This is a genomic window from Methylobacterium sp. AC690 (assembly GCF_979256535.1).
In genome coordinates, this window is sequence record NZ_CEEDOX010000010.1 from 21,908 (window position 1) to 43,076 (window position 21,169).

20 protein-coding genes are annotated in these 21,169 nt (G+C 73.1%); 14 read left to right on the forward strand and 6 right to left on the reverse strand.

The window, feature by feature from the left end; translation table 11 throughout:
• The first annotated feature begins 406 nt into the window (after positions 1-406).
• Positions 407-1,501, forward strand: a complete 1,095-nt coding sequence (locus tag AC0IY1_RS12950; protein ID WP_471770034.1) for a replication protein RepA — start codon at positions 407-409, stop codon at positions 1,499-1,501.
• Positions 1,502-1,616: 115 nt separating this feature from the next.
• On the forward strand, positions 1,617-2,120 hold the full coding sequence (locus tag AC0IY1_RS12955) for a hypothetical protein (RefSeq protein WP_055949046.1): 504 nt from the start codon (positions 1,617-1,619) through the stop codon (positions 2,118-2,120).
• 100 nt (positions 2,121-2,220) lie between these two features.
• Here AC0IY1_RS12955 and AC0IY1_RS12960 read toward each other — a convergent pair whose 3' ends face one another.
• From AC0IY1_RS12960 to AC0IY1_RS12980, 5 genes are all read right to left on the reverse strand, one after another.
• Positions 2,221-4,011: a methanol/ethanol family PQQ-dependent dehydrogenase gene (locus AC0IY1_RS12960; protein WP_471770037.1), complete on the reverse strand. Its 1,791-nt coding sequence runs from the start codon at positions 4,009-4,011 to the stop codon at positions 2,221-2,223.
• 163 nt (positions 4,012-4,174) lie between these two features.
• Positions 4,175-4,480 carry a GCG_CRPN prefix-to-repeats domain-containing protein gene (locus AC0IY1_RS12965; RefSeq protein WP_055949227.1) on the reverse strand — a complete coding sequence of 102 codons (306 nt, stop codon included), beginning with the start codon at positions 4,478-4,480 and terminating at the stop codon, positions 4,175-4,177.
• A gap of 161 nt (positions 4,481-4,641) precedes the next feature.
• Complete coding sequence (locus AC0IY1_RS12970) at positions 4,642-5,802, reverse strand: acyltransferase family protein (RefSeq protein ID WP_471770040.1); 1,161 nt, start codon at positions 5,800-5,802, stop codon at positions 4,642-4,644.
• A complete protein-coding gene (locus AC0IY1_RS12975) occupies positions 5,799-7,118 on the reverse strand; it encodes an O-antigen ligase family protein (protein ID WP_471770042.1) in 1,320 nt (439 codons plus the stop codon). Before AC0IY1_RS12975 ends, AC0IY1_RS12970 begins: the two co-directional genes overlap by 4 nt.
• A 130-nt stretch (positions 7,119-7,248) precedes the next feature.
• Positions 7,249-7,956, reverse strand: coding sequence for a DJ-1/PfpI family protein (locus tag AC0IY1_RS12980; protein ID WP_471770045.1), 708 nt, complete (start codon positions 7,954-7,956; stop codon positions 7,249-7,251).
• A gap of 57 nt (positions 7,957-8,013) precedes the next feature.
• Between AC0IY1_RS12980 and AC0IY1_RS12985 the strand changes: the two genes are divergently transcribed.
• From AC0IY1_RS12985 to AC0IY1_RS13005, 5 genes are all read left to right on the forward strand, one after another.
• The gene (locus AC0IY1_RS12985) at positions 8,014-9,180 is read left to right on the forward strand and encodes a GlxA family transcriptional regulator (protein ID WP_471770047.1); all 1,167 of its coding nucleotides are present in this window, start codon (positions 8,014-8,016) and stop codon (positions 9,178-9,180) included.
• Between the two features lie 124 nt (positions 9,181-9,304).
• Positions 9,305-11,212, forward strand: coding sequence for an ArnT family glycosyltransferase (locus tag AC0IY1_RS12990; RefSeq protein ID WP_471770049.1), 1,908 nt, complete (start codon positions 9,305-9,307; stop codon positions 11,210-11,212).
• A 21-nt stretch (positions 11,213-11,233) separates the two neighbouring features.
• Entirely contained in the window at positions 11,234-11,959 is a 726-nt protein-coding gene (locus AC0IY1_RS12995; protein ID WP_103709444.1) for a glycosyltransferase, read from the forward strand.
• Positions 11,960-11,962: 3 nt separating this feature from the next.
• Positions 11,963-12,304: a lipid-A-disaccharide synthase N-terminal domain-containing protein gene (locus tag AC0IY1_RS13000; protein ID WP_055949066.1), complete on the forward strand. Its 342-nt coding sequence runs from the start codon at positions 11,963-11,965 to the stop codon at positions 12,302-12,304.
• Positions 12,301-12,894 (forward strand): pyridoxamine 5'-phosphate oxidase family protein, encoded by a 594-nt coding sequence (locus tag AC0IY1_RS13005; RefSeq protein WP_471770051.1) that lies wholly within the window; start codon positions 12,301-12,303, stop codon positions 12,892-12,894. Before AC0IY1_RS13000 ends, AC0IY1_RS13005 begins: the two co-directional genes overlap by 4 nt.
• 627 nt (positions 12,895-13,521) lie before the next feature.
• On the opposite strand, the gene metC is transcribed toward AC0IY1_RS13005, so the two are convergent.
• On the reverse strand, positions 13,522-14,709 hold the full coding sequence (metC, locus tag AC0IY1_RS13010) for a cystathionine beta-lyase (protein WP_471770053.1): 1,188 nt from the start codon (positions 14,707-14,709) through the stop codon (positions 13,522-13,524).
• 235 nt (positions 14,710-14,944) lie between these two features.
• Between metC and AC0IY1_RS13015 the strand changes: the two genes are divergently transcribed.
• From AC0IY1_RS13015 to rarD, 7 genes are all read left to right on the forward strand, one after another.
• The gene (locus AC0IY1_RS13015; protein WP_471770055.1) at positions 14,945-15,976 is read left to right on the forward strand and encodes an amino acid ABC transporter substrate-binding protein; all 1,032 of its coding nucleotides are present in this window, start codon (positions 14,945-14,947) and stop codon (positions 15,974-15,976) included.
• Entirely contained in the window at positions 15,973-17,187 is a 1,215-nt protein-coding gene (locus AC0IY1_RS13020) for an amino acid ABC transporter permease (RefSeq protein WP_471770058.1), read from the forward strand. The genes AC0IY1_RS13015 and AC0IY1_RS13020 overlap by 4 nt, the downstream gene beginning before the upstream one ends.
• Before the next feature lie 41 nt (positions 17,188-17,228).
• Positions 17,229-18,365: an amino acid ABC transporter permease gene (locus tag AC0IY1_RS13025; RefSeq protein ID WP_471770060.1), complete on the forward strand. Its 1,137-nt coding sequence runs from the start codon at positions 17,229-17,231 to the stop codon at positions 18,363-18,365.
• A complete protein-coding gene (locus tag AC0IY1_RS13030) occupies positions 18,365-19,117 on the forward strand; it encodes an amino acid ABC transporter ATP-binding protein (RefSeq protein ID WP_471770224.1) in 753 nt (250 codons plus the stop codon). The genes AC0IY1_RS13025 and AC0IY1_RS13030 overlap by 1 nt, the downstream gene beginning before the upstream one ends.
• Positions 19,118-19,361: 244 nt before the next feature.
• Positions 19,362-19,562 carry a hypothetical protein gene (locus AC0IY1_RS13035; RefSeq protein WP_471770062.1) on the forward strand — a complete coding sequence of 67 codons (201 nt, stop codon included), beginning with the start codon at positions 19,362-19,364 and terminating at the stop codon, positions 19,560-19,562.
• A 126-nt stretch (positions 19,563-19,688) separates the two neighbouring features.
• On the forward strand, positions 19,689-20,138 hold the full coding sequence (locus AC0IY1_RS13040; protein ID WP_471770064.1) for a hypothetical protein: 450 nt from the start codon (positions 19,689-19,691) through the stop codon (positions 20,136-20,138).
• A gap of 134 nt (positions 20,139-20,272) precedes the next feature.
• Complete coding sequence (rarD, locus tag AC0IY1_RS13045) at positions 20,273-21,130, forward strand: EamA family transporter RarD (RefSeq protein ID WP_471770066.1); 858 nt, start codon at positions 20,273-20,275, stop codon at positions 21,128-21,130.
• Positions 21,131-21,169: the final 39 nt, after the last annotated feature.

Below are 21,169 nucleotides of genomic sequence, written 5' to 3' on the forward strand. Positions count from 1 at the left end.
TTATATGGGGGCGCCAAAACCCCTGCTTTCCCCGTGGCTTGACGGGTGTTCGCGCATCGAACTCTGCGCAGCTGCGTATGGAACTCTGCGCAGATCCGTATCGGACTCTGCGTGCGCAAACCCGGGCGGTGCATGGGATTCTGCGTAACTGCGTATCGGGTTCGGCGTGGATCCGGGACGGGAGCGGTGAACTCTGGGGATTGTGCCGAATCCGGCCCCGTATCGAACTCTGCGTCGGGGCGCTGCGGCCGGATCCCGCGTGCAGGCCCGCGAGCCTTTGTCCCGTCCCGGCCGGTGGATAGCCGGGATGACGTCCACCTTCCGCCTCGGTCGCCGAGACTCCCGGGCGGGGAATCGGGCATGGTCGCCGGGTGGCGTGGTTCGGGGTCGATCGGGGCAGGGTCTGTTGGGGATCGAGGACACATTGGCGGGCATCCGCGACGCGGACCTCCTGGCCGAGGTCGAGGCGGCCCGCGGCAGCTTCCTGTTCGCCACCATCGCGGAGACCATCCTGCACCGGCAGCGGGCCCGGGACGCGGAGGCCGCCGCCCGCGGTGCCGTGGTCGACCGGCGCCAGGCCATGGGCCGCGACCAGCGGCGCCGGGACGCCATCCGCGAGGTCATCGAGACCGAGCCCACGGGCCCGGAGAACCTCCAGCACATCCACTCGGTGCTGGCGCTCTGCGGCCTCCCCTATCGCGACCCCGGCGACACGCGCGAGTTCTTCCGCGAATACGGCCGGAATTCCCTCAGCCTCCTGGCCGGGCGGCTGAAGAACCCCGCCACCGGCGAGATGGAGTTCCAGGGCCTGCCCTACGGCCCCAAGGCCCGCCTCGTCCTGCTGCACCTCTGCACCGAGGCCGTGCGCCAGCGCAGCCCCACCGTGGCGGTGGCCGACAGCCTGTCGGGCTTCATGAAGGAGATGGGCTTCGCCGTCACGGGCGGCGAGCGCGGCACCATCCGGCAGTTCAAGGAGCAACTGGCGCGGCTGGCCGCCTGCACCCTGCAGATCGGCCTCTGGGACGGGGCAGGCAGCGCCAGCACCCTCAACGTGCCGCCCTTCCGCCAACTCGACCTCTGGCTGCCGCAGGGCGCCGACGGGGTGGTCTGGCAGAAGAGCGTCCAGTTCCACCAGGATTTCTACGACAACCTGATCCAGCACGCCCTGCCGGTGGACATCCGCGCGGCCAAGGCCTTCTCGGGCTCGGCGCGCAAGCTCGACCTGCTGTTCTGGGTCGGCTACCGCCTGCGCGCCCTGCAGCGGCCCCTGCGGCTGACCTGGGACAACCTGCACAAGCAGTTCGGCGCCGACAATGCCAGCATCCGCAGTTTCCGGCAGGCCTTCAAGGCGGATCTCGCCCACCTGCAGGAGGTGTTCCCGAAGCTGCCCATCCGCCTCGACGACACCGGCATGCTGCTGCAGCCCGCCGACCCGAGCACCCTGCTGATCCCGCCGCGGGGTGCCAGGCCGCCGCGCAAGGCCACGCAGGCCGTGGCGTGACGGATATTCCCTCTATGGCCTAGGGAATATATCTTGCGGAGACGCTGGGCATAAGGAATATTCGACGAACCGATCTGACCCCGGTCGGTTCTGAAGAATATTCCGTGAGGCGTCCATGTTCCTGTCCGAGGCCGAGGCCGAGGCCGCCCTGCGCGACCTGCGCCATCGTCGCGACGCGCTCGACCGCGCCATCGCCGAGCACCAGCTCTACCTCGAGCTCGGCCGCCGCCTCGGCGGGCCGAGCCGCGCCGCCGACGTGCCGCCGGGGCGGCCGGAGGTTCCGGAACCTGCTTCCATTCCCGTGCCCGGCGCCGGGCAAGGTCAAGGGCTCGACCCGCTGCCGGACGCGGCGCGGGCGGGCGAGGACCTCGTGGCCGCCCGCCGGCACGGACGCGCCCTGGTGGCGGCTGCCGTCAACCTGCTGCACGAGGCCGGCCGGCCCCTCCATGCCGGCGAGATCCTCGAGGGCCTGACGGCGCTGGGCTTCGCGGTGCCGGGGCACGACCCCGTGGCCGCCCTCAACACACGCCTGTGGAAGCGCTCGGGACCGGGCGGCCCGCTGAAGCGCCTCGGCGAGGCGGTCTACGCCCCGGCGGAGGAGGACGAGGATCTCGGCTGACCGGCGGCCGGCTCTCGCGCCGTCCGAAAGATCCCCGGCGCTCCCCAAAGATGATTTGGGGCAGGGACTTCCGGGGCAGGGATTTCGGGCAGGGCGAAGATCACTCGGGCAGGGCGAACACGGTGAGCTGGCCGCCGAGCGCCGTGTAGCGCGACAGGGCGGCGTAGCCGCCCACCGCCCCGGCGCCGTCGTTCGGGTCGGTGAGCCCGGCCGCGAGGCCGATTCCGGCCCAGCCGCCGACGCCGGAGAGCACGGCCACGTATTGCCGGCCCCGATGGCGGTAGGTGGTGACGTTGCCGATGATGCCTGAGGGAGTCTTGAAGCGGTAGAGCTCGCGTCCCGAGCGGGCGTCCACGGCCTTCAGGTAGCCCTCCAGGGTGCCGTAGAAGACCACGTCCCCGGCGGTGGCGAGCACCCCGGACCAGACCGAGAACGGCTCGGGGATCGACCAGCGGATCGCGCCCGCGACCCCGTCCCAGGCGGTCAGGGTGCCGGTGCGGGGATCGTCGGGGGCCGGGTGCAGGCTCACGGTGGCGCCCACATAGGGCAGGCCGGGGGTGTAGCTGACCTGGAATGGCTCGTAATCCATGCAGATGTGGTTGGTCGGCACGTAGAACAGCCGGGTGCGCGGGGAATAGGCCGCCGGCTGCTGGTTCTTGGCCCCGATGGCGCCGGGGCAGATGCCCGTGGTGGTCTCGTCCTCGCCGGTGGCTTCCGGGGAATAGCGCGGGTCGCGGACCGGGCGGCCGTAATCCGGCGAGGCCCGGTCGAGATCCACGTGGCTCGCCCAGTTCACGGAGCGGTCGAACTTCTGCGCCACCAGCAGTTCGCCGGTGGCGCGGTCGAGGGTGTAGCCGAAGCCGTTGCGGTCGAAATGGGTCAGGAGCGGGCGGGTGACGCCGTCAATTTTCTGGTCCGTGAGGATCATCTCGTTGACGCCGTCGTAGTCCCACTCGTCGTGGGGCGTCATCTGGTAGAGCCAGCGGGCGATGCCGGTGTCGGGGTCGCGGGCCACGATCGACGTCGCCCAGCGGTTGTCGCCGGGGCGCTGGCGCGGATTCCAGGTCGAGGGATTGCCGGTGCCGTAATAGACGAGGTTGAGGCCCGGATCGTAGGCGAACCAGCCCCAGGCACAGGCGCCGCCGGTCTTCCACTGGTCGCCCTCCCAGCTCTTCAGGGAGGAATTCGGGCCGACCGGCTTGCCGAGCGCCGTCGTGCGCGTGGGGTCGACCCGCATCTGTTCGTCGGTGCCCGTCGCGGTGGCGCGCCAGAGCCGGGCGCCGGTCTGGGCGTCGTAGGCGGTGACGTGGCACTGGACCCCGAACTCGCCCCCCGAGAGGCCCACCAGGACCTTGCCCTTCACCGGCAGCACGGCGGCGGTGTTGGTCTCGCCCCGGGCCGGGTCGCCGTTGCGGACCGACCAGTTCACCCGGCCGGTCCTCGCGTCGAGGGAGACCAGGGTGGTGTCGGCCTGCTGCAGGAAGAGGGCGCCGTCGGCATAGGCGAGTCCGCGATGGACCGTGTCGCAGCACAGGAGCGGCATCACCCCCGGGTCCTGCTTCGGTTCGTAGCGCCAGAGGATGCGCCCGTCCTGGTCGAGATCGAGGGCCGTGACGGTGTTGGGGAAGGGGGTGTGGACGTACATCATCCCGTCCACCACCAGGGGCGCCCCCTCGTGGCCGCGCAGCACGCCGGTGGAGAAGGTCCAGGCCACCCGGAGCCGGCCGACATTGGCGGCGGTGATCTGGTCGAGATCCGAATAGCGGGTGTTGGCCGCGTCGACCGTGGGCAGCACCGTCTCGGCCCTGGCGGTACCCGGGAGGACGATCGCCGACAGGCCGATCAGGAACGGGCCGATCAGGAACGGACCAAGGAGGAGGAGCGCGCGCATGGGAGTTCCCCGGGTGCGGGGTTTCGGGACAGGCCAAGGGTCCTAGTCCCGGCACGGCGCCGGCGCGCGGCAGCGAAGTGACGCGGGCGGCGCGCCGCCGCCCGGTCTGGTGTCGGGACAAGCCCGGAAGGGGGACGGGTTCGAAGTCGAGACGCGTCCGAGTCTAGAAATAGGGCCCGAAGGGCGGGCGCGGGCGCGGGCGGTAGTAGCCGTAGCGCGGTCCGTAGAAGGGACGGGGCCCGTAGAACGGCCGCGGACGGTAATATCCGTCGGGGCGGTACATCGGCCGGCAATCGCCGAACCGGTTCGGGATGAAGCCTGGACCGCAGCCATAGGCGACGGTCTCGAGGGCGGGACCCGTCAGCGTCCCGGCGGGAGCCGGGGCGAGGGGCGCCGCCTGGGCGGCTGCGGCGAGGCCGACGGCACCCGCGACACCGAGCGACGCGGTCAGCGTCGCGCGGGCGAGCATCGTGCGAAACAGCGATTTCGGGTGAAACAGCGATTTCACGGACATGAAGCCATGACCTTCTGCTGGTGTGACCTGTGTTGTCTTTGACCATCCGGCCGCCGGGAGGCCGGAGGACGGTGATCCTGCCGGGGGATTGCTGAACGCTCCCTGACGGGGGCGGTTCAGCCCACGGCGACGGGGCCGGCGCTCCGCGGGCGCGCGGCCCAGCGCAGGATGCGCCGGCGCATCGGCTCCTCGAGGCCCCGGTGCAGGAGGACGCTCAGGGCCAGGGCCAGGGCGGCGGCGAGCCCCGCCCCGAGCCAGGGCGCGGCGGCGAGGCGGCCCCCGAGGGCGATCCGGTCGAGGCTGTTCACCAGGGCGTAGGCCGGGACGTGGATGAGGTAGAGGGCGAAGGAGATCCGGCCGAGGAAGACGAAGCCGGGCTTCACCAGGGGGCCGCCGCGAAGCTGGGCGCCGGCCAGGATCAGGGGCGCCCAGGCCAGGGCCGTGAGGCCGTTGTGGAGCAGCACCGCGGGCAGGTGGGGCGCCCCCGCCACCAGCCCCAGGCCCGCGAGGGCCGCCAGGGCGAGGAGGGCGGGCGTCGGCAGGCGCCAGCGGGTCCAAGCCCCGTAGAGGAGGAGCCCGGCCACGAATTCGGGCAGGCGCAGCAGGGGGTTGTACTTGATGGCCTGGGCCAGCAGCACCGGGCCGGCGCCCCCCGCCTCCGGATCGATGAGCGAGACGCCGGGGGCGTAGCGCGCGAAGGCGAGGGCGGTCCCGGCGGTCAGGGCCATCCAGGCGGCGAGGGTCAGCCGCGCGGTGCGGCCGGGCGCCCGGCGCGCCAGGGGCAGCAGGAGGGGAAACAGGGCGTAGAAGACCACCTCCACCGAGATCGACCAGCTTGGGCAGTCGAGGGCGCAGGCGGCCCCCGGCACCCAGGCGTGCAGGCCCAGCGGCGCCAGCACCGCGCTCGCGGCCATCAGCCCCTGCAGGGGCGGGGTGGACTTCGCCACCCAGGCGGCGAACCAGGGCAGGGCGAGGACGAGGCAGACCAGGTAGACCGGGTAGACCCGCGCCACCCGGGCCCAGGCGAAGCGCGCGCGGGCGGCGCGGTCGGTCAGGTCCACGTCCCGGTAGGTATGGGCCAGGATGAAGCCCGAGAGCAGGAAGAAGAAGGTCACCCCGGAATAGCCGAGGCGCACCGCCCCGGGGATCGCCGCGTCGGCGAAGAAGAAGGTCGCGTAGTGGAACGCCACCACGTAGGCGGCGGCCACGAAGCGCAGGGCGGTGAGCGCCGGCAGCGGCGCCGCCGGCGGATGGGCGGGCGGGGAGGGGGCGCTCATCGCGGGGACTCCGCGACGACCTGCCCGGCGGCCCCGAAGCGCAGGCCGAAGACCGAGAGGGCGACGAGGAAGAACAGCGCGTTGGTGGCCTGGTAGAACACCGACTCGAAGACCCCCACCATCAGGCCGAACAGCCAGATCCGCAGGAAGAGCAGCCGCAGGGGGTCGAGGGCGGGGCCGGCCTCGGACCGGCGCTGGGCCTGGAGGTCGGAGAGGGGGGCCAGCACCATCCACCACACCGTGAGGGCGAGGCCCGGCAGGCCGCTCTCCAGGGCGGTGTTGAGGTAGCCGTCATGGGCGTCGGTGGCGCGGTTGACCCAGGTCGTGGCATCGCCGCCGCCGCCGTAGAACACGCTCTCCCAGAAGGCGCCGTAGCCGAAGCCGGTGATCGGCTTCTTGGCGATGTTGTCGAGGGCGAAGCGCCAGATCTCGGTACGGCCGGTATAGGTCGGGTCGGTGGCCAGGCCCGCCACCAGGGCGCCGAGGCCCGACGACATCACCGAGCCCACGGTGAGCAGGAGCAGCAGCCCCAGGGGCCCGAGGAGCACCAGGCGGCGCCAGGCACCCGAGGCCGAGAGGGTGCAGGCCCAGGTCAGGCCGAGCACCGCCGGGGTCATGAGCAGCGAGGTCTTGGCGTTGGTGAAGACGAGGAACACGCCCGCCAGCACCACGACCGCAGAGCCCAGGAGGCGCTGGCCCATCCCGGCCCAGAACAGCCCGACGATGATGAACAGGCTCATGGCCGCGCCGGCGCCGTTCTTGTGGGAGAAGACGCCGCGCCAGCTGCCCGCATGCTCGGGCTCGATCAGGTCGAGGGCGGTGTGCATGGCGCGCTCGGGCACCAGCACGAGGCCGAGGTAGCAGGTCGCCAGCACGAGGAGGACGGTGCCACCGAGGACGTGGGCGAACTGGCGCGCGTCGCGGGCGAGCACCAGCACGCTCACCACCCCGCCGAACATGATGACGAGGGAGACGAGGCGCCGCGCCGAGACCGCGGGCTCGATCGAGAGGACGGTGGAGACGCCGATCCAGGCCAGCATCGCCAGGATGGGCAGGGTGGCCAGGGGGCGCAGGGCCTCGCGCCCGCGCCAGGCGAGCACCGCCACCGCGATGCCCGCCATGACCAGGAACAGCACCTGGTTGACGAGGTTGCCGCCGGCCCGCGAGGCGGCGTTCTCCGCCGCCGTCCCGTCGAGGAAGGGATCGGCTCCGATCAGCATGAAGAGCAGGATCGCGCCCATCGCCCCCATGCGCAGGGCATCGGGGAGATCCGCCCGCCGCGTCGCGCCCGCGCCGGTGGCGATGCCCGTCGTCATGGTCCACTCCCGTGCTCGAGGGCCGGCAACGTCGTTCAGTTCCGAGGTCGCGCACTTTAGATTCGCCGGTGCCGCCCGCTAGGCGCGCAGAATACGTTTAAGAACGCGGAAAGGACCGGCGCGGCCCAGCTCAGGGCCCGGTCGGTCCCCAGGGGACGATGTCGGTCGCCCCGGTGATCGCGCCCACGATGCGCTCCCGCTCGGCCCGGCCGGCAGCGAGGCGCCCCCGCACGGCCGCCAGCACAGTCGGGCCGGCGGCGGTGGGCGTACCGGCGGCGAAGGGCGGGGCGGGCGCGTATTCGAGGCCGAGCTGGATCGCCTCCGCCGCCGGCCGCCCGGAGAGCTCGGCCGCCAGGGTCAGGGCGAAGTCGATCCCGGCGGTGACGCCGCCGCCCGTGAGGAGGTTGCCGTCGCGCACCACCCGCTCGGAAACCGGGATCGCCCCGAAGGCCGCCAGGAGGTCGAGGCTGGCCCAGTGGGTGGTGGCGCGCCGGCCCCGCAGGAGCCCGGCCGCCCCGAGCACCAGGGCCCCGGTGCAGACGGAGGTGACGTAGCGGGCCCCCTCCGCCTGCTCGCGCAGGAAGGCCAGGACCGCCGCATCCTGCATCAGCGGGTTCACCCCAAGGCCGCCGGGCACGCAGACGACGTCGAGCTGCGGGCAGTCGGCCATGGCCAGCGTCGGGGCGAGCACGAGGCCGGTGGAACTCGTCACCGGCCCCCGGTCGGCGGCCACGAGGTGGACCCGCGCCTCCGGGATTCCGACGAAGACCTCGTAGGGCGCGGTCAGGTCGAGCTGCTGGACGTCGGGGAAGGTCAGAAGGCCGATCTCGAGGGGCATCGGGCTGTCTCCGGTTGTCTGGACAGAACGACCCTAACCCGGCAGGCTCTGGCCGAAATGACAACGAGACCTCGTTTCCTGCCAGAGCGCATCGCGGACGAACCGCTCCGCGTATCCCTCCGTCCAGAATCCCGCCGCCGCGAATCCCTCTGCGACGAATCCCGTCGCATCGAGATCCTCGCCTTCCCGGGGGTGCAGCTGCTCGACGTGTCGGGACCGCTCCAGGTGTTCGCCACCGCGAACGACCTCTTCGCCACGACCGACGACCGCGCCGGCCCGGCGCCCTATGCCCTGCGGGTGGCGGCGGCGGGCGGCGGCGTGGTCCGGAGCTCCGCCGGGCTCGGCCTCGCGACGGAGCCGCTTCCGCAGGCGGATGCCCCCGTCGACACCCTCGTGGTCGCCGGCGGGCGCGGCGTCGACGGGGCGATCGCGGACGGGCTGCCGGCCTGGATCGCCGCCCGGGCGCCCCAGGCCCGGCGTGTGGCCTCCGTCTGCACCGGCGCCTTCCTGCTCGGGGCGGCCGGCCTCCTCGACGGGCGCCGGGCCGTGACCCACTGGACCCGCTGCGCCGCGCTCGCGCGGCGCCATCCGGAGGCCCGGGTCGAGCCCGACCCGATCTTCATCCGGGACGGCGCGGTCTGGACCTCCGCCGGGGTGACGGCGGGCATCGACCTGGCCCTGGCCCTGGTGGAGGCCGATCTCGGACAGGCCGCGGCCCTGGCGGTCGCCCGCCACCTCGTCGTCTTCCTGAAGCGCCCGGGCGGCCAGGCCCAGTTCAGCACCGTCCTGTCGCAGCAGGTGCTGTCGCCCGTGCCGGGCGGCGCCCGCTTCGAGGCGCTCCAGGCCTGGATCGCCGACCACCTCGCCGAGGACCTCACCGTACCGCGCCTGGCCGAGGCGGCCGGCATGAGCCCGCGCGGCTTCGCCCGGCACTACCGGGCGGCCACGGGGCTGACCCCCGCCCGCGCCCTGGAGCGCCAGCGCGTCGAGGCGGCCCGGCGGCTCCTGGCCGAGACCGCGCTGCCGGTGAAGCGCATCGCGGCGCGCTGCGGCTTCGGTTCCGAGGAGACCCTGCGGCGCAGCTTCCTCCGCCACGTGGCGGTGGCGCCCGCGGCCTACCGCCAGCGGTTCCGCGCGGCCGGGGCCGGGGCCGGGGTGGAGTCGGGGGCGGGGCAGGGCGCGCCGGTTGCGGCGGCCGGCGCCCCTGCGGAACCGGGGATTTGACATTCCCGGCCGCATCATCGACACCGCCGGCCTCGCGGCATCGGCCGGAATCATCGACCGGATTCCTGGGGGCGGGTGCCGGTCCGGAGCCGCGTATGTCCCCCCTGACGGCCCATCCGCCCGCATGACCGACCGTGCCACCGTGCCCCGCCCGGCCCGCGGGGACGCCTTCGCGTTCCCGGACACCCTCCTGTCCGCCGCGGCCCGGAGCCATGCCTGGGCCTGCGCCCTCCTGGTGGCCCTCTGCCTCGTCTGCTTCCTGCCCGGCCTCGCCTCGCTCCAGCCGATGGACCGCGACGAGCCGCGCTTCGCCCAGGCCTCCAAGCAGATGCTGGAGACCGGCGACCTCGTCGACATCCGCTTCCAGGCGGAGGCCCGGCACAAGAAGCCGGTGGGCATCTACTGGGCCCAGGCCGCGGTGGTCGGCGCCGCCGAGGCGCTCGGGGTGCCGAACGCCCGCACCACCATCGGTCTCTACCGCATCCCGTCCCTGCTGGGCGCCATCGGGGCGGTGCTCCTCACCTACTGGTCGGCCCTGGTCTTCCTGCCCCGGCGGGGCGCGTTCCTTGCCGCCGCCCTGTTCGGGGCCTGCGTCGTGCTCTCGGCCGAGGCCCGCCTCGCCAAGACCGACGCGCTGCTCTGCGCCTGCGCGGTGGCGACCTTCGGCGGCCTCGCCCGCGCCTGGCTCCGCCGCGAGCGCCCGGACGGGCATTCAGCCGGAGAACATGCGGCCGGAGAAAATGGGGCCGGAGGGCACGGCGTCGCGGGGCCCCTCGACACCGCCACGGTGCTGGCCTTCTGGCTCGGCCTCGCCCTCGGCATCCTGATCAAGGGCCCGATGGTGCCGCTGTTCTGCGGCCTGCCGGCCCTGATCCTCTCCGTCCGCTGGCGCTCCGCCCGCTGGCTCGGCGCCCTGCGGCCCGGCCTCGGCCTGCCGCTGACCCTGCTGATCGTGGCGCCCTGGTTCGCGGCCATCACCTGGAAGAGCGGCGGCGCCTTCTACGGGGAGGCGGTGGGCCACGACATGCTGAGCAAGGTCCAGGGCGGCTCGGAGAAGCACTTCGCCCCGCCCGGCGCCTACCTGGTGGCGTTCTTCGGCACCTTCTGGCCCGGCGCGGCCTTCGCGGCGCTGAGCGCGCCCTTCGCCTGGGGCTACCGGCGCGAGCCCGCCATCGCCTTCCTCCTCGCCTGGATCGTGCCGACCTGGATCCTGTTCGAGATCGTGCCGACCAAGCTGCCGCACTACGTGCTGCCGCTGATGCCGGCCATCGCCATCCTCACCGTGCGGGCGCTGGCCGCCGGCGCCCTGCATCCCGAGCGCCGCGGCGCGCGCCTCACCGCCGGGCTCGTGGTGCTGATCCCCGTCGGCCTCACCCTCGGCCTCTCGGCCTTCGCCTGGACCTACGACCGGACCCTGCCCTGGGCCGGACTGCCCCTGCTGCTCGGCGCCAGCGCCGTGGCGGCCCTGGCCTGGCACGCCTTCGCCCGCGGCCTGCCCGAGCGCGCCCTCGGCCTCGGCATCCTGGCCGCGATGCTGCTCTCGCCGGCCGTGTTCGGCCTGACCCAGCCGGTGATGGCCGCCCTCAAGGTCTCGCCCCGCCTCGCGGCGCTCCGCGAGGCCGTGCCCTGCCCCCGGCCGGCCGTGGCCAGCCTCGGCTACCGCGAGCCGAGCTTCGTCTTCCTGATCGGCACCGACCTCGCCATGCTCGGCACCGGCACCGAGGCCGTCGAGTTCCTCAAGGGGCCGAAGTCGCCGAACGGCGCAGGTTCGCCGAACGGCGCAGGTTCGCCGAAGGGCGCAGGTTCGCCGAAGGGCGCAAGTTCGCCGAACGGTGCAAGTTCGCCGAACAGTGAAGGTCCGCGCCCGGGCGACGGCTGCCGCCTCGTCTACGTGGAAGGCCGGTTCGCGGCGGAGTTCGCCGCGGCGGCCGCGGCGGCCGGACTGGCGCCGAACCGGGTCGGCACCGTCTCGGGCTTCAACATCAACGGCGGACGCCGGGTCGACCTCTCGGCCTACGCGGTGACGCCCTGACCCTCCTCGGATCGAACACCCATGCGCCTCTCCGTGATCATCCCGGTGAAGGACGAGGCCGGCAACATCGCGAGCCTCGTCGCCGAACTCGAGACCGCCTGCGCGACCCTGGCGCCCTTCGAGGTGATCTACGTCGATGACGGCTCCACCGACGGCACCGCCGAGGCCCTGCGGGCGGCCCGGGTCGGCCGGCCCTGGCTGCGGGTGCTCAGCCACGACCGCACCGCCGGCAAGGCGGCCGGCATCCGCAGCGGCATCGCGCTGGCCCGGGCGCCGGTCTGCGCCCTGATGGACGGCGACGGCCAGAACGACCCGGCCTTCCTGGAGTCCCTGCTCCAGGCCATCGAGGCGGGCGGCGCGCGGGTCGGCCTCGCCCAGGGCCAGCGCGTCGGACGCAAGGACGGGCGGCTGAAGAGCCTCCAGTCGCGCATCGCCAACGGGGTCCGGGTCCGCATCCTGAAGGACGCCACCCGCGACACCGGCTGCGGCTACAAGCTCGTGCGCCGGGACGTCTACCACACGCTCCCGTTCTTCGACGGGCAGCACCGCTTCATGCCGGCCCTCGTCGCCCGCGAGGGCTTCGGCGTGGTCCACCGCGACGTGGTCGACCGGCCGCGCTTCACCGGCACCTCGAAATACGGCCTGTTCGACCGCCTCTGGGTCGGGCTCCTCGACCTCGCCGGGGTGTGGTGGCTGATCCGGCGCAAGCGGGTCACCCCGCGGGTCACGGACGTGACGGGAGCCTGAGCCATGCTGATCCAGCTCGCCGAGGACGTGCGCGGCTACGTCTACGACGTCTTCGTCACCCGCTTCGATGCCTGGCTGGTCTTCGGCATCCTGGCCCAGGCGGTGTTCGGCGCCCGCTTCGTGGTGCAGTGGCTCGCCTCCGAGCGGGCGGGCAAGAGCGTGATGCCCCTGGCCTTCTGGTTCCTCTCCATCGCGGGCGGCCTGATGACCCTGGTCTACGGCCTCGTGCGGCGCGAGCCGGTGATCATCTTCGGACAGGCCCTCTCGACCTTCATCTACCTGCGCAACGTCGTCCTGATCCTGCGCGAGCGCCGCGCCGCCCGGGCCGGTGCCCCGGCGCGATGACGCCGCTGCCGCCCTTCCACGACGACCTCGACGCGGCCCGCGCCGAGGTCTGGCGCCTGCTGGAAGACGGGCCGCGCTTGCGCCGCAACGCCTTCCACATGCCGGCGCTGGCCACCGTCGACGCGCGGGGACACCCGCAGGTGCGCACCGTGGTGCTGCGCGCGGCCGACCCGGTGGCCGGAGCCCTGCGCTTCCACTGCGACCGCCGCTCCGACAAGGCGTCCGAGATCGCGGCCTCGGGGATCGCGGCCCTGCACGGCTACGATTCCGACGCGAAGATCCAGATCCGCGCCGCCGGCCCCGCGACGCTCCACACCGACGACGCCCTCGCGGAGGCCGCCTGGGCCGGCGCGATGGCGATGAGCCGGGTCTGCTACGGCGCCGACCCCGCCCCCGGGGCGGTGCTGCCCACGGGCGATGCCTACACCCTGCCGGATGCCGAGGCGGCCGTGACCCTGGGCCGGCCGAACTTCTGCGCCGTGGTGGTCACGCTCGCCCGCCTCGAATTCCTCTACCTCGACCGGCGCGGCCACCGGCGGGCCGCCTGGACGCGGGCCGACGGCTGGCGCGGGGTCTGGCTGGCGCCCTGAGGGCACGCCCCGTCCGGGCGGCCCGGACACGGGCAGGCGGCCCGCCGCCGGTTCGGCCACGGGGACGCGGCCCCGCCGCCGGTTCGGCGCGGGGGAGGGCCAAAGAAACCCGATGCGAAACGGGAGACGCGGGACGCCGCGAGACCACGTTTTCGAAACTGCTATGCCGGTCCCCCGGCGTCCCTCGGCCCGGCCCCCTGCGGGGCCGATCCTTTTCGTCACGGCGTCTTCTCGGCACCGGCGACCCGGCTGGTGGCAGCCCCCCTCCGGACCCCGTCGCCCGTGCGGGCGGCGCAGTCCGGCGGCCGTCTGATCAGGGCGCGAAGCCCCGAACCCGCCTCGTAGTGGGCGGGCCGTCCGCTCTCTCGGTGCGCCTCAGGGGACCGGGTGCAGCCGTGCGGCCTTGCAGCCGTGCGGCCTTCCCGTCCGAGACGCCTTGCGTCGCCGATGCGGCCCGGGGCGATGGCGAAACCGGGCCATCGACGCGGGGCGCCGTCTCCTCCCCCCGAGCCCCCCGACCCGGTCCGCCGGAGGGCCTCCCGTGTGGAAGGCGAGTGCCCGGACGGAACCACAGAATAGGAATATTGTCAAGGTTTTTCGGGGGCGATGCCGGGGCCGCCCGGCTGCTCACAGGGCGGCGCGCAACCGCGAAAACCCCGCGTCGAGATCCGCCTGCAGGTCCGAAAGATCCTCCAGGCCGATGTGGAAGCGCAGGCCCGGTCCGCCGGGATTCCACTGGGTGGCGGTGCGGTAGGCCTTGCAGTCGAACGGGATGACGAGGCTCTCGAAGCCGCCCCAGGAGAAGCCCATCCCGAACAGCTCGAGGCCGTCGAGCATGGCCGCCACGGCCCGCTCCGGGGCGGGCTTCAGGATGACGCCGAACAGGCCCGAGGCGCCGGAGAAGTCGCGCGTCCAGATGGCGTGGCCGGGATCGTCGGGCAGCGCGGGATGGAGCACGCGGGCCACCTCCGGCCGGGCCTGGAGCCACCGCGCCATGGCGAGCCCCTGGGCCCCGTGCTCGCGCAGGCGCAGCGCCATGGTGCGCAGGCCGCGCAGGGCCAGGAACACGTCCTCCGGGCCGGGGCACATGGCGAAGTGCTCGAAGGTCCGGTGCAGGGCCGGCCAGTATCGGGCGTTGGCCGAGGTCAGGCCGAGGAGCAGGTCCGAGCCGCCCGAGAGGTACTTGGTCCCGGCCTCGACCGCGATGTCGACGCCGCGCGCATGGGGCGGGAACAGCAGCGGCGTCGCCCAGGTGTTGTCCATGATCACGGCCGCACCCCGCGCGTGCACGACCGCGGCGATGGCCGGCACGTCCTGCATCTCGAAGCTCTGCGAGCCCGGGGCCTCCACCAGCACGGCCTTCGTGGTGTCGCGCATCAGGTCGGCGATGCCGGTGCCGATCAGCGGATCGTAGTACTCGACCGCGACGCCGAAGCGCTTCAGCACGCCGTCGCAGAAGATGCGCGTCGGCCGGTAGGCGGAATCGCTGACCAGCAGGTGGTCGCCGGCCGAGACCACCGCCATCAGCGCCACCGTCAGGGCGGCGAGGCCCGACGGCGTCAGCACGGTGCCGGCGGCGCCGGCCAGCTCGCTCCAGGCCTGGGTCAGGGACTCGGTGGTCGGCGTCCCCGAGGTGCCGTAATCGAAGCGCCCGCGCCGGTGCTGGAGGTCGTCGTAGGTCGGGAACAGCACGGTCGAGCCGCGATAGATCGGCGTGTTGACGAAGCCGTGCTGGGCGGAGGGGTCGCGGCCCGCATGGACCAGGCGGGTGCTCGCCCCGAAGCGGGCGGGATCGCGGGGAGGGGTGTTCGACATCGGCACCGGTGGGCGAGGGATGGACGTGCCGCGACCGAAGCCCGGCGCGCGCGCCGGCGTCAAGCCGGGGCGCCGCAGGGTCGGAAGCGGAACCGCGCCCCCGTCCCACCCAACCCGTCATTTCGGGCTCGCCCGCGGCGCCCCGGCTTGACGGGGTTGGGTCGGTTGGCCAGGTGCGAGGCCAGGTGTGAGGCCGGCGGCTTGACCCCGGCGCGCGATGCCCTGCAATGCGCGCATGCGATCCCTGCCGATCCCGCTCCTCGCCGCCCTGCTCGCCGCGTCTCCGGCGCTGACCCAGACTGCGGCGCGCGCGCAAGCCGACACCCTCGCCCAGGTGCGGGCCCGCGGGCACCTCGTCTGCGGGGTCAGCGGCGGGGTGGCGGGCTTCAGCATGCCGGACGGGCAGGGGCGCTGGCACGGCCTCGACGTGGATTTCTGCCGGGCGCTCGCCGCGGCCATCTTCGACGATCCCGACGCGGTGCGCTTCATCCCGCAATCCTCGGCCGCGCGCTTCACCGCCCTGCAATCCGGCGAGATCGACGTGCTCGCCCGCAACACGACCTGGACCCTGTCGCGCGACACCGCCGCGATGAATTTTCCGGTGATCACCTTCTTCGACGGGCAGGGATTCCTGGTCCGGAAATCCCTGGCCATCACCGCCGTCAAGCAGCTCGACCGGGCCACGATCTGCCTGCAGCAGGGCACCACCACGGAGCTCAACACCGCCGACTGGTTCCGCACGCGGGGCCTGAGCTACCAGGTCGTCACCTTCGCCAACAGCGAGCAGACCCTCGGCGCCTACGAATCCGGCCGCTGCGACGCCTACTCCACGGACAAGTCCTCCCTCTACGGCGAGCGCCTGAAGACCGCGCACCCGGAGGCGCACGTCATCCTGGAGGAGGCGATCTCGAAGGAGCCCTTCGCGCCCGGCGTGCGCCAGGGCGACGATGCCTGGCGCGACCTCGTCGCCTGGACCCACTACGCCATGATCGACGCGGAGGAGGCCGGGATCAGCCAGGCCAATGTCGACCGGCTCCGGGGCGAGACCCTGAGCCCGGACGTCAAGCGCATCCTCGGCCTCGAGGGCCGGTACGGCCAGGGCCTCGGGCTGACCGGCGACTGGGCCTACCGGATCGTCCATCATGTGGGCAATTACGGCGACGTCTTCGCCCGCAACCTCGGCGACGGCACGCCCCTGAAGATTCCCCGCGGGCTGAACGCCCTCTGGACCAACGGGGGCCTGCACTACGGGCCGCCGATCCGGTGAGGGCCGGTCCGCCCAGGCCCGGATCGGCACCGAGATCCGCGCGCGGCCTCGCGCTCCAGGCCCTCGCGCTCCAGGTCCTCGTCGCGCTCGCCCTCGCCGGGCTGGCCTGTCTCGCCGTCACCAACGCATCCGAAAAACTCGCGCGCCAGGGCATCACCGCCGGCTTCGGCTTCCTCGCGCGGGCCGCCGGGTTCGACATCGGCCAGCGGCTGATCCCCTACGCGGCCGCGACCTCGACCTACCTCGACGCGTTCTGGGTCGGGCTCCTCAACACGCTGCTGGTCTCGGGCCTCGCCATCGGGCTCGCCACGCTCATCGGCTTCGCGGTCGGCATCGCCCGGCTCTCGCCGAACTGGCTTCTCCGGACCCTGGCGGCCACGTATGTCGAGGCCCTGCGCAACCTGCCGCTGCTGCTCCAGCTCCTGGTCTGGTACGTGGCCGTGCGGGTGATGCTGCCCGAGGCCCGCGACCCGGCGGCCTGGGGCGGGGCCTATCTCAGCCAGCGCGGGCTGGTCCTGCCGCGCCCGGAGTTTGTCGGAGCCGCCTGGCTCGTGCCCGCCGCCTTCGTGGCGGGGCTCGTCGGGGCGCGGGCCTGGATGCGCCGGAGGGCCCGGCGCGACGCGGCCGGGGCCGAACCCGGCCCGGTCGCGGCCCCGGTCCTCGCCCTCGGCCTGCCGGCTCTGGCCCTCGTGCTCGGCCTGCCGGCCCTGGCCTGGATCGGGCTCGGCCTCGCCGGCCATCCGGTCGGGATCGCCTGGCCGTCCCCCGGCCCCTTCGGACCCGAGGGCGGGCTCGGAATCCTGCCGGAATTCGCCGCGCTGCTCCTCGGATTGTCCACCTACACGGCCGCCTTCATCGCCGAGATCGTGCGCGCCGGCCTCAACAGCGTGGCCCGGGGGCAGGGGGAGGCGGCGGCGGCCCTGGGCTTGAGCCGGGCCAAGACCCTGCGCCTCGTCACCATCCCGCAGGCCATGCGGGTGATCGTGCCGCCGCTGACCAGCCAGTACCTCAACGTGACGAAGAACTCGTCCCTGGCGGTGCTGATCGGCTATCCCGACCTCGTCCACGTCTTCATGGGCACGGTGCTCAACCAGACCAACCAGGCCGTGGAGGTCGTGGCGATCACCATGGCGGTCTACCTGACCCTGAGCCTGGGCCTCGCCGCTCTGATGAACGCCTACAACCGCCGCGCGGCGCCGGTGACGCGATGAGGCGGATCTCCCCGTGAGAATCGTGCCATGAGAACCGTGTCATGACGATCGTGCGCGAGACCCTCCTGCCCCCGGCCCCGCCGCCGCGCCGGACCGGCGGCCCCGTCGGCTGGCTCCGGACGAACCTGTTCTCGGGGCCGGGCAACACCCTGACCACCCTGGTGATCCTGGCCGGGCTGGCGCTCCTGCTGCCGCCGGTGTTCCGCTTCCTCGTCACCGACGCGGTCTGGAGCGGGGGGTCGGGCGAGGCCTGCCGCCCGGAGGTCGCCGGGCGCCCGGTCGGCGCCTGCTGGGCCTTCATCGGGGCCAAGATCAACTACCTCGTCTACGGCTCCTACCCGGCGGCCGAGCGCTGGCGCCCGAACCTGTTCTTCGGCCTCGTGGCGCTCAGCGCGGTCTGGATGCTGTGGCTCGACGCGCCGCGCCGCGGCCTCGGGGCGGTGTTCGTCTTCCTGGTCGGCCCGCTCCTGTCCTACGGGCTGCTCGCGGGGACCCCTGTCCTCGCCCTCGCCCCCGTGGCCACCAGCCTGTGGGGCGGCATCCTGGTGACCCTGGTGGTCTCGCTGGTGGGCATCGTCGCCGCCCTGCCGCTGGGCATCCTGCTGGCCCTCGGGCGGCGCTCCGACCTGCCGGTGCTGCGCTATGCCTGCATCGGCTTCATCGAGTTCTGGCGCGGGGTGCCGCTGATCACCGTGCTGTTCATGGCCAACGTGATGCTGCCGCTGTTCCTGCCCGGGGACCTGACCGTGGACCGGCTGGTGCGCCCGCTCGTCGGCATCGCGCTGTTCGCCTCCGCCTACATGGCCGAGGTGGTGCGCGGCGGCCTGCAGGCGATCCCCGCGGGGCAGGGGCGGGCGGCCCTGGCGCTCGGCCTCACCCGGGTCCAGGCCCTGCGCCTCGTGATCCTGCCCCAGGCCCTCAAGGTGGTGGTGCCCGGCATCGTCAACACGCTGATCGGCCTGTTCAAGGACACCACCCTGGTCTCCATCGTGGGCATCGCCGACTTCATCCGGGTGCTGGAGGCCGCCCGCGCCGATCCGCGCTGGTCGGCACCGACCATTCCCGCCACCGCCTACGCCTTCGCGGCCCTGTTCTACCTCGCGGTCTGCTTTTCCATGGCGCGCTACGCCGCCTTCATCGAGCGGCGGCTGGCCGCCGGCGAGGGGGGCCGGTCGTGATGGACGGCCCCGCGACCCCTGATCTCAAGACCCCCGCCGTCGAGTTCCGCGGCGTGAACAAATGGTTCGGCACCGCCCACGTCCTGCGCGAGGTTTCCCTCACGGTGGCGAAATCCGAGCGGCTCGTGATCTGCGGCCCCTCGGGCTCGGGCAAGTCGACCCTGATCCGCTGCGTCAACGGCCTCGAGGCCTACCAAGGCGGCACGATCCGGGTCGCGGGCCACGACCTCACCCCGGCCCGCCTCCCGGCGGTGCGGCGCGCCGTCGGCATGGTGTTCCAGCACTTCAATCTGTTCGCCCACCTCACCGTGCTGGAGAACTGCACCCTGGCGCCGATCCACGGGCGCGGCATCGGGCGCCGGGCCGCCGAGGCCCGGGCGCGGGACGAACTCGAACGCCTCGCCGTCGCGGATCTGGCGGACCGCATGCCCGGCCAGCTCTCCGGCGGCCAGCAGCAGCGGGTGGCCATCGCCCGCGCCCTCTGCCTCGACCCGGCGGTGATGCTGTTCGACGAGCCGACCTCGGCCCTCGATCCCGAGATGGTGCAGGAGGTGCTCGACGCCCTGACGGATCTCGCGGCCCGCGGCATGACCCTGCTCTGCGTCACCCACGAGATGGGCTTCGCCCGTCGGGTCGCCGACCGGGTGGTGTTCATGGACGCGGGCCAGATCGTCGAGGTCGCGCCGCCCGAGGCCTTCTTCGACCGCCCCGAGCATCCCCGCACCCGGGGATTTCTCGCACGTCTTCTCTGAGGGATGGGAGGCTCTCTCTCTCAAATCCTCGTCGCAAGGGCCACGAGGGGATTTCAGGGCGAGCGATGTCCGAGGATGGGAAGAAGGCCCCATGTCAGGGACGAGTGTCTTGGACGCGTGTCATGGACGGGCTGCAACCTGCAACGGTCTGCAGGGGCTCGGACGGCCGCAAGGCGTATTTACAAATGAGAGTTGCAATCGTAGGCGTCCATCATCATCCGCATCGTCTGGGACGATCACGGGGATGGAACTGTCGACGAAGCTGATGGACCGGAAGGCCCGAGAGGCTGCGGACCTGCAGCTTTTCGTCCAGCGCTACGGCCGCAAGGCCCGATCCCGGCTCGATTCGAACGATCGCACCTACGACCGTCGGGTTGAGAAGCGCGTCAAGCGGATGAAGGCGGAACAGTTGGATGCGCTCCTTCGAAATGGCGGAGACGCGTGATCGCCCGGCATCGGCCTGCGCGGAGTTGTGCCGGCGCAGGACCGTTCGCGAGACCGGACGCTCCGGTTCGTTAACGCCGATCCGCTAAATCCATCCCGGTACTCGCGTATCCGGGAAGCCCGTCCCTTGCGTATCCTGCGGAACATCGTCGTCGGCAGCGTCTTCGGCAGCAGTGCCCTGGTCATCGCCTTCGCCTGCGTCGACCGGCTCGACCACCCGGCCCCCAAGGCCTCCACCGCCTCCGCGCCGGTGGCCGCCCTCACCCGGATCCGCCCGCCCGAGCCCACCGTGACGGGCGCGCTCCCGGCCGAGTCCGGACCCTCGATCGGCGACATCCTCGGGCGCGACGCCGTCGCCCGCCAGACGGTCACCCGGCCCCCCGTGCCCAAGGCCTCCACCACGCGCGAGACCCCCGCCCGCGAGGCGGCGGGCCGGGCCCCGGCCAAGCCCGTGGCCCGGGTCGCCGCCGCGCCGGCCCCGAAGCCGGTGAAGAAGGCCGCCGAGGGCTTCGACACCGAGCGCCTGAACGCCCTGATGCGCGGCGACCCCGCCGTCACCCTCGCGCGCACCCGCTGAGCGCGCCGGGCGCCCCCGCCATGCGCCATCCCGCACGGGCGGGTCCCTGAACGCCTGCTATAAGCCGCGCCCGGTCCCCCCGCGGGCCGCGGCGAGGCGGCCGGCAAAGGGCCGGCGGCAAGGGGAGGCGGCCTTTGGGTCTGATCTACGCGCTCGGCGCCTATCTGAGCTGGGGCCTCGTGGTCCCGGTGCATTTCCGCCTGCTCGACGCCGTGCCGGCCCCCAGCATCCTGGCCCACCGCATCGTCTGGTCGAGCCTGCTCGTCGCCGGCCTGCTCGTGGCCCTGCGCCGCCGGATCCGGAACCCCTTCCCCCTGGTGCGCCGCCACGGGCTCCTCGTCCTGTCGGCCGGGCTGATCGGCGTGAACTGGCTCCTCTACCTCCGGGCCGTGCAGTCCGGGCACATGCTCGACGCGAGTCTCGGCTACTTCATCAACCCGCTGATGAGCGTGGCCTTGGGCGCCGTGGTGCTGGGCGAGCGCCTGCGGCCGGTCCAGGCCGCGGCGGTGGCGCTGGCCGCCGGCGCCGTGCTCCTGGCCGTCGCCCTGGCGGGCAGCCTGCCCTGGGTCTCGCTCGCGCTGGCCGGCAGCTTCTCGCTCTACGGGCTCGCCCGCAAGGTCGTCGGCGTCGACGCCATGGTGGGCTTCGCCGCCGAGACGCTGGTGCTCCTGCCGGTGGCGCTGATCTACCTCACGGCCTTCGCGCCGCCGGTGATCCAGGGCGACCCGGTGCGGGCCGGCCTCCTGCTGCTCACCGGGGCCACCACGGCGCTGCCGCTGATCTGGTTCGCGGCGGCGGCCGAGCGGCTCACCCTCGCGACGCTCGGGCTGATGCAGTACCTCGCGCCCTCCTGCCTCCTCGTCCTCAGCACCCTCGTCTACGGCGAGCGGCTGGAGCCCCACCGCGCGGTGCTGTTCGGGCTGATCTGGCTGGCGCTGGCGATCTACGCCGCCGACGCCTATCGCGCCGCCCGGCAGGCGCGGGCCGGCTGAAGAGGGCGCCGAAAAGGACGCCGAAGCGGGCGCCGAAGC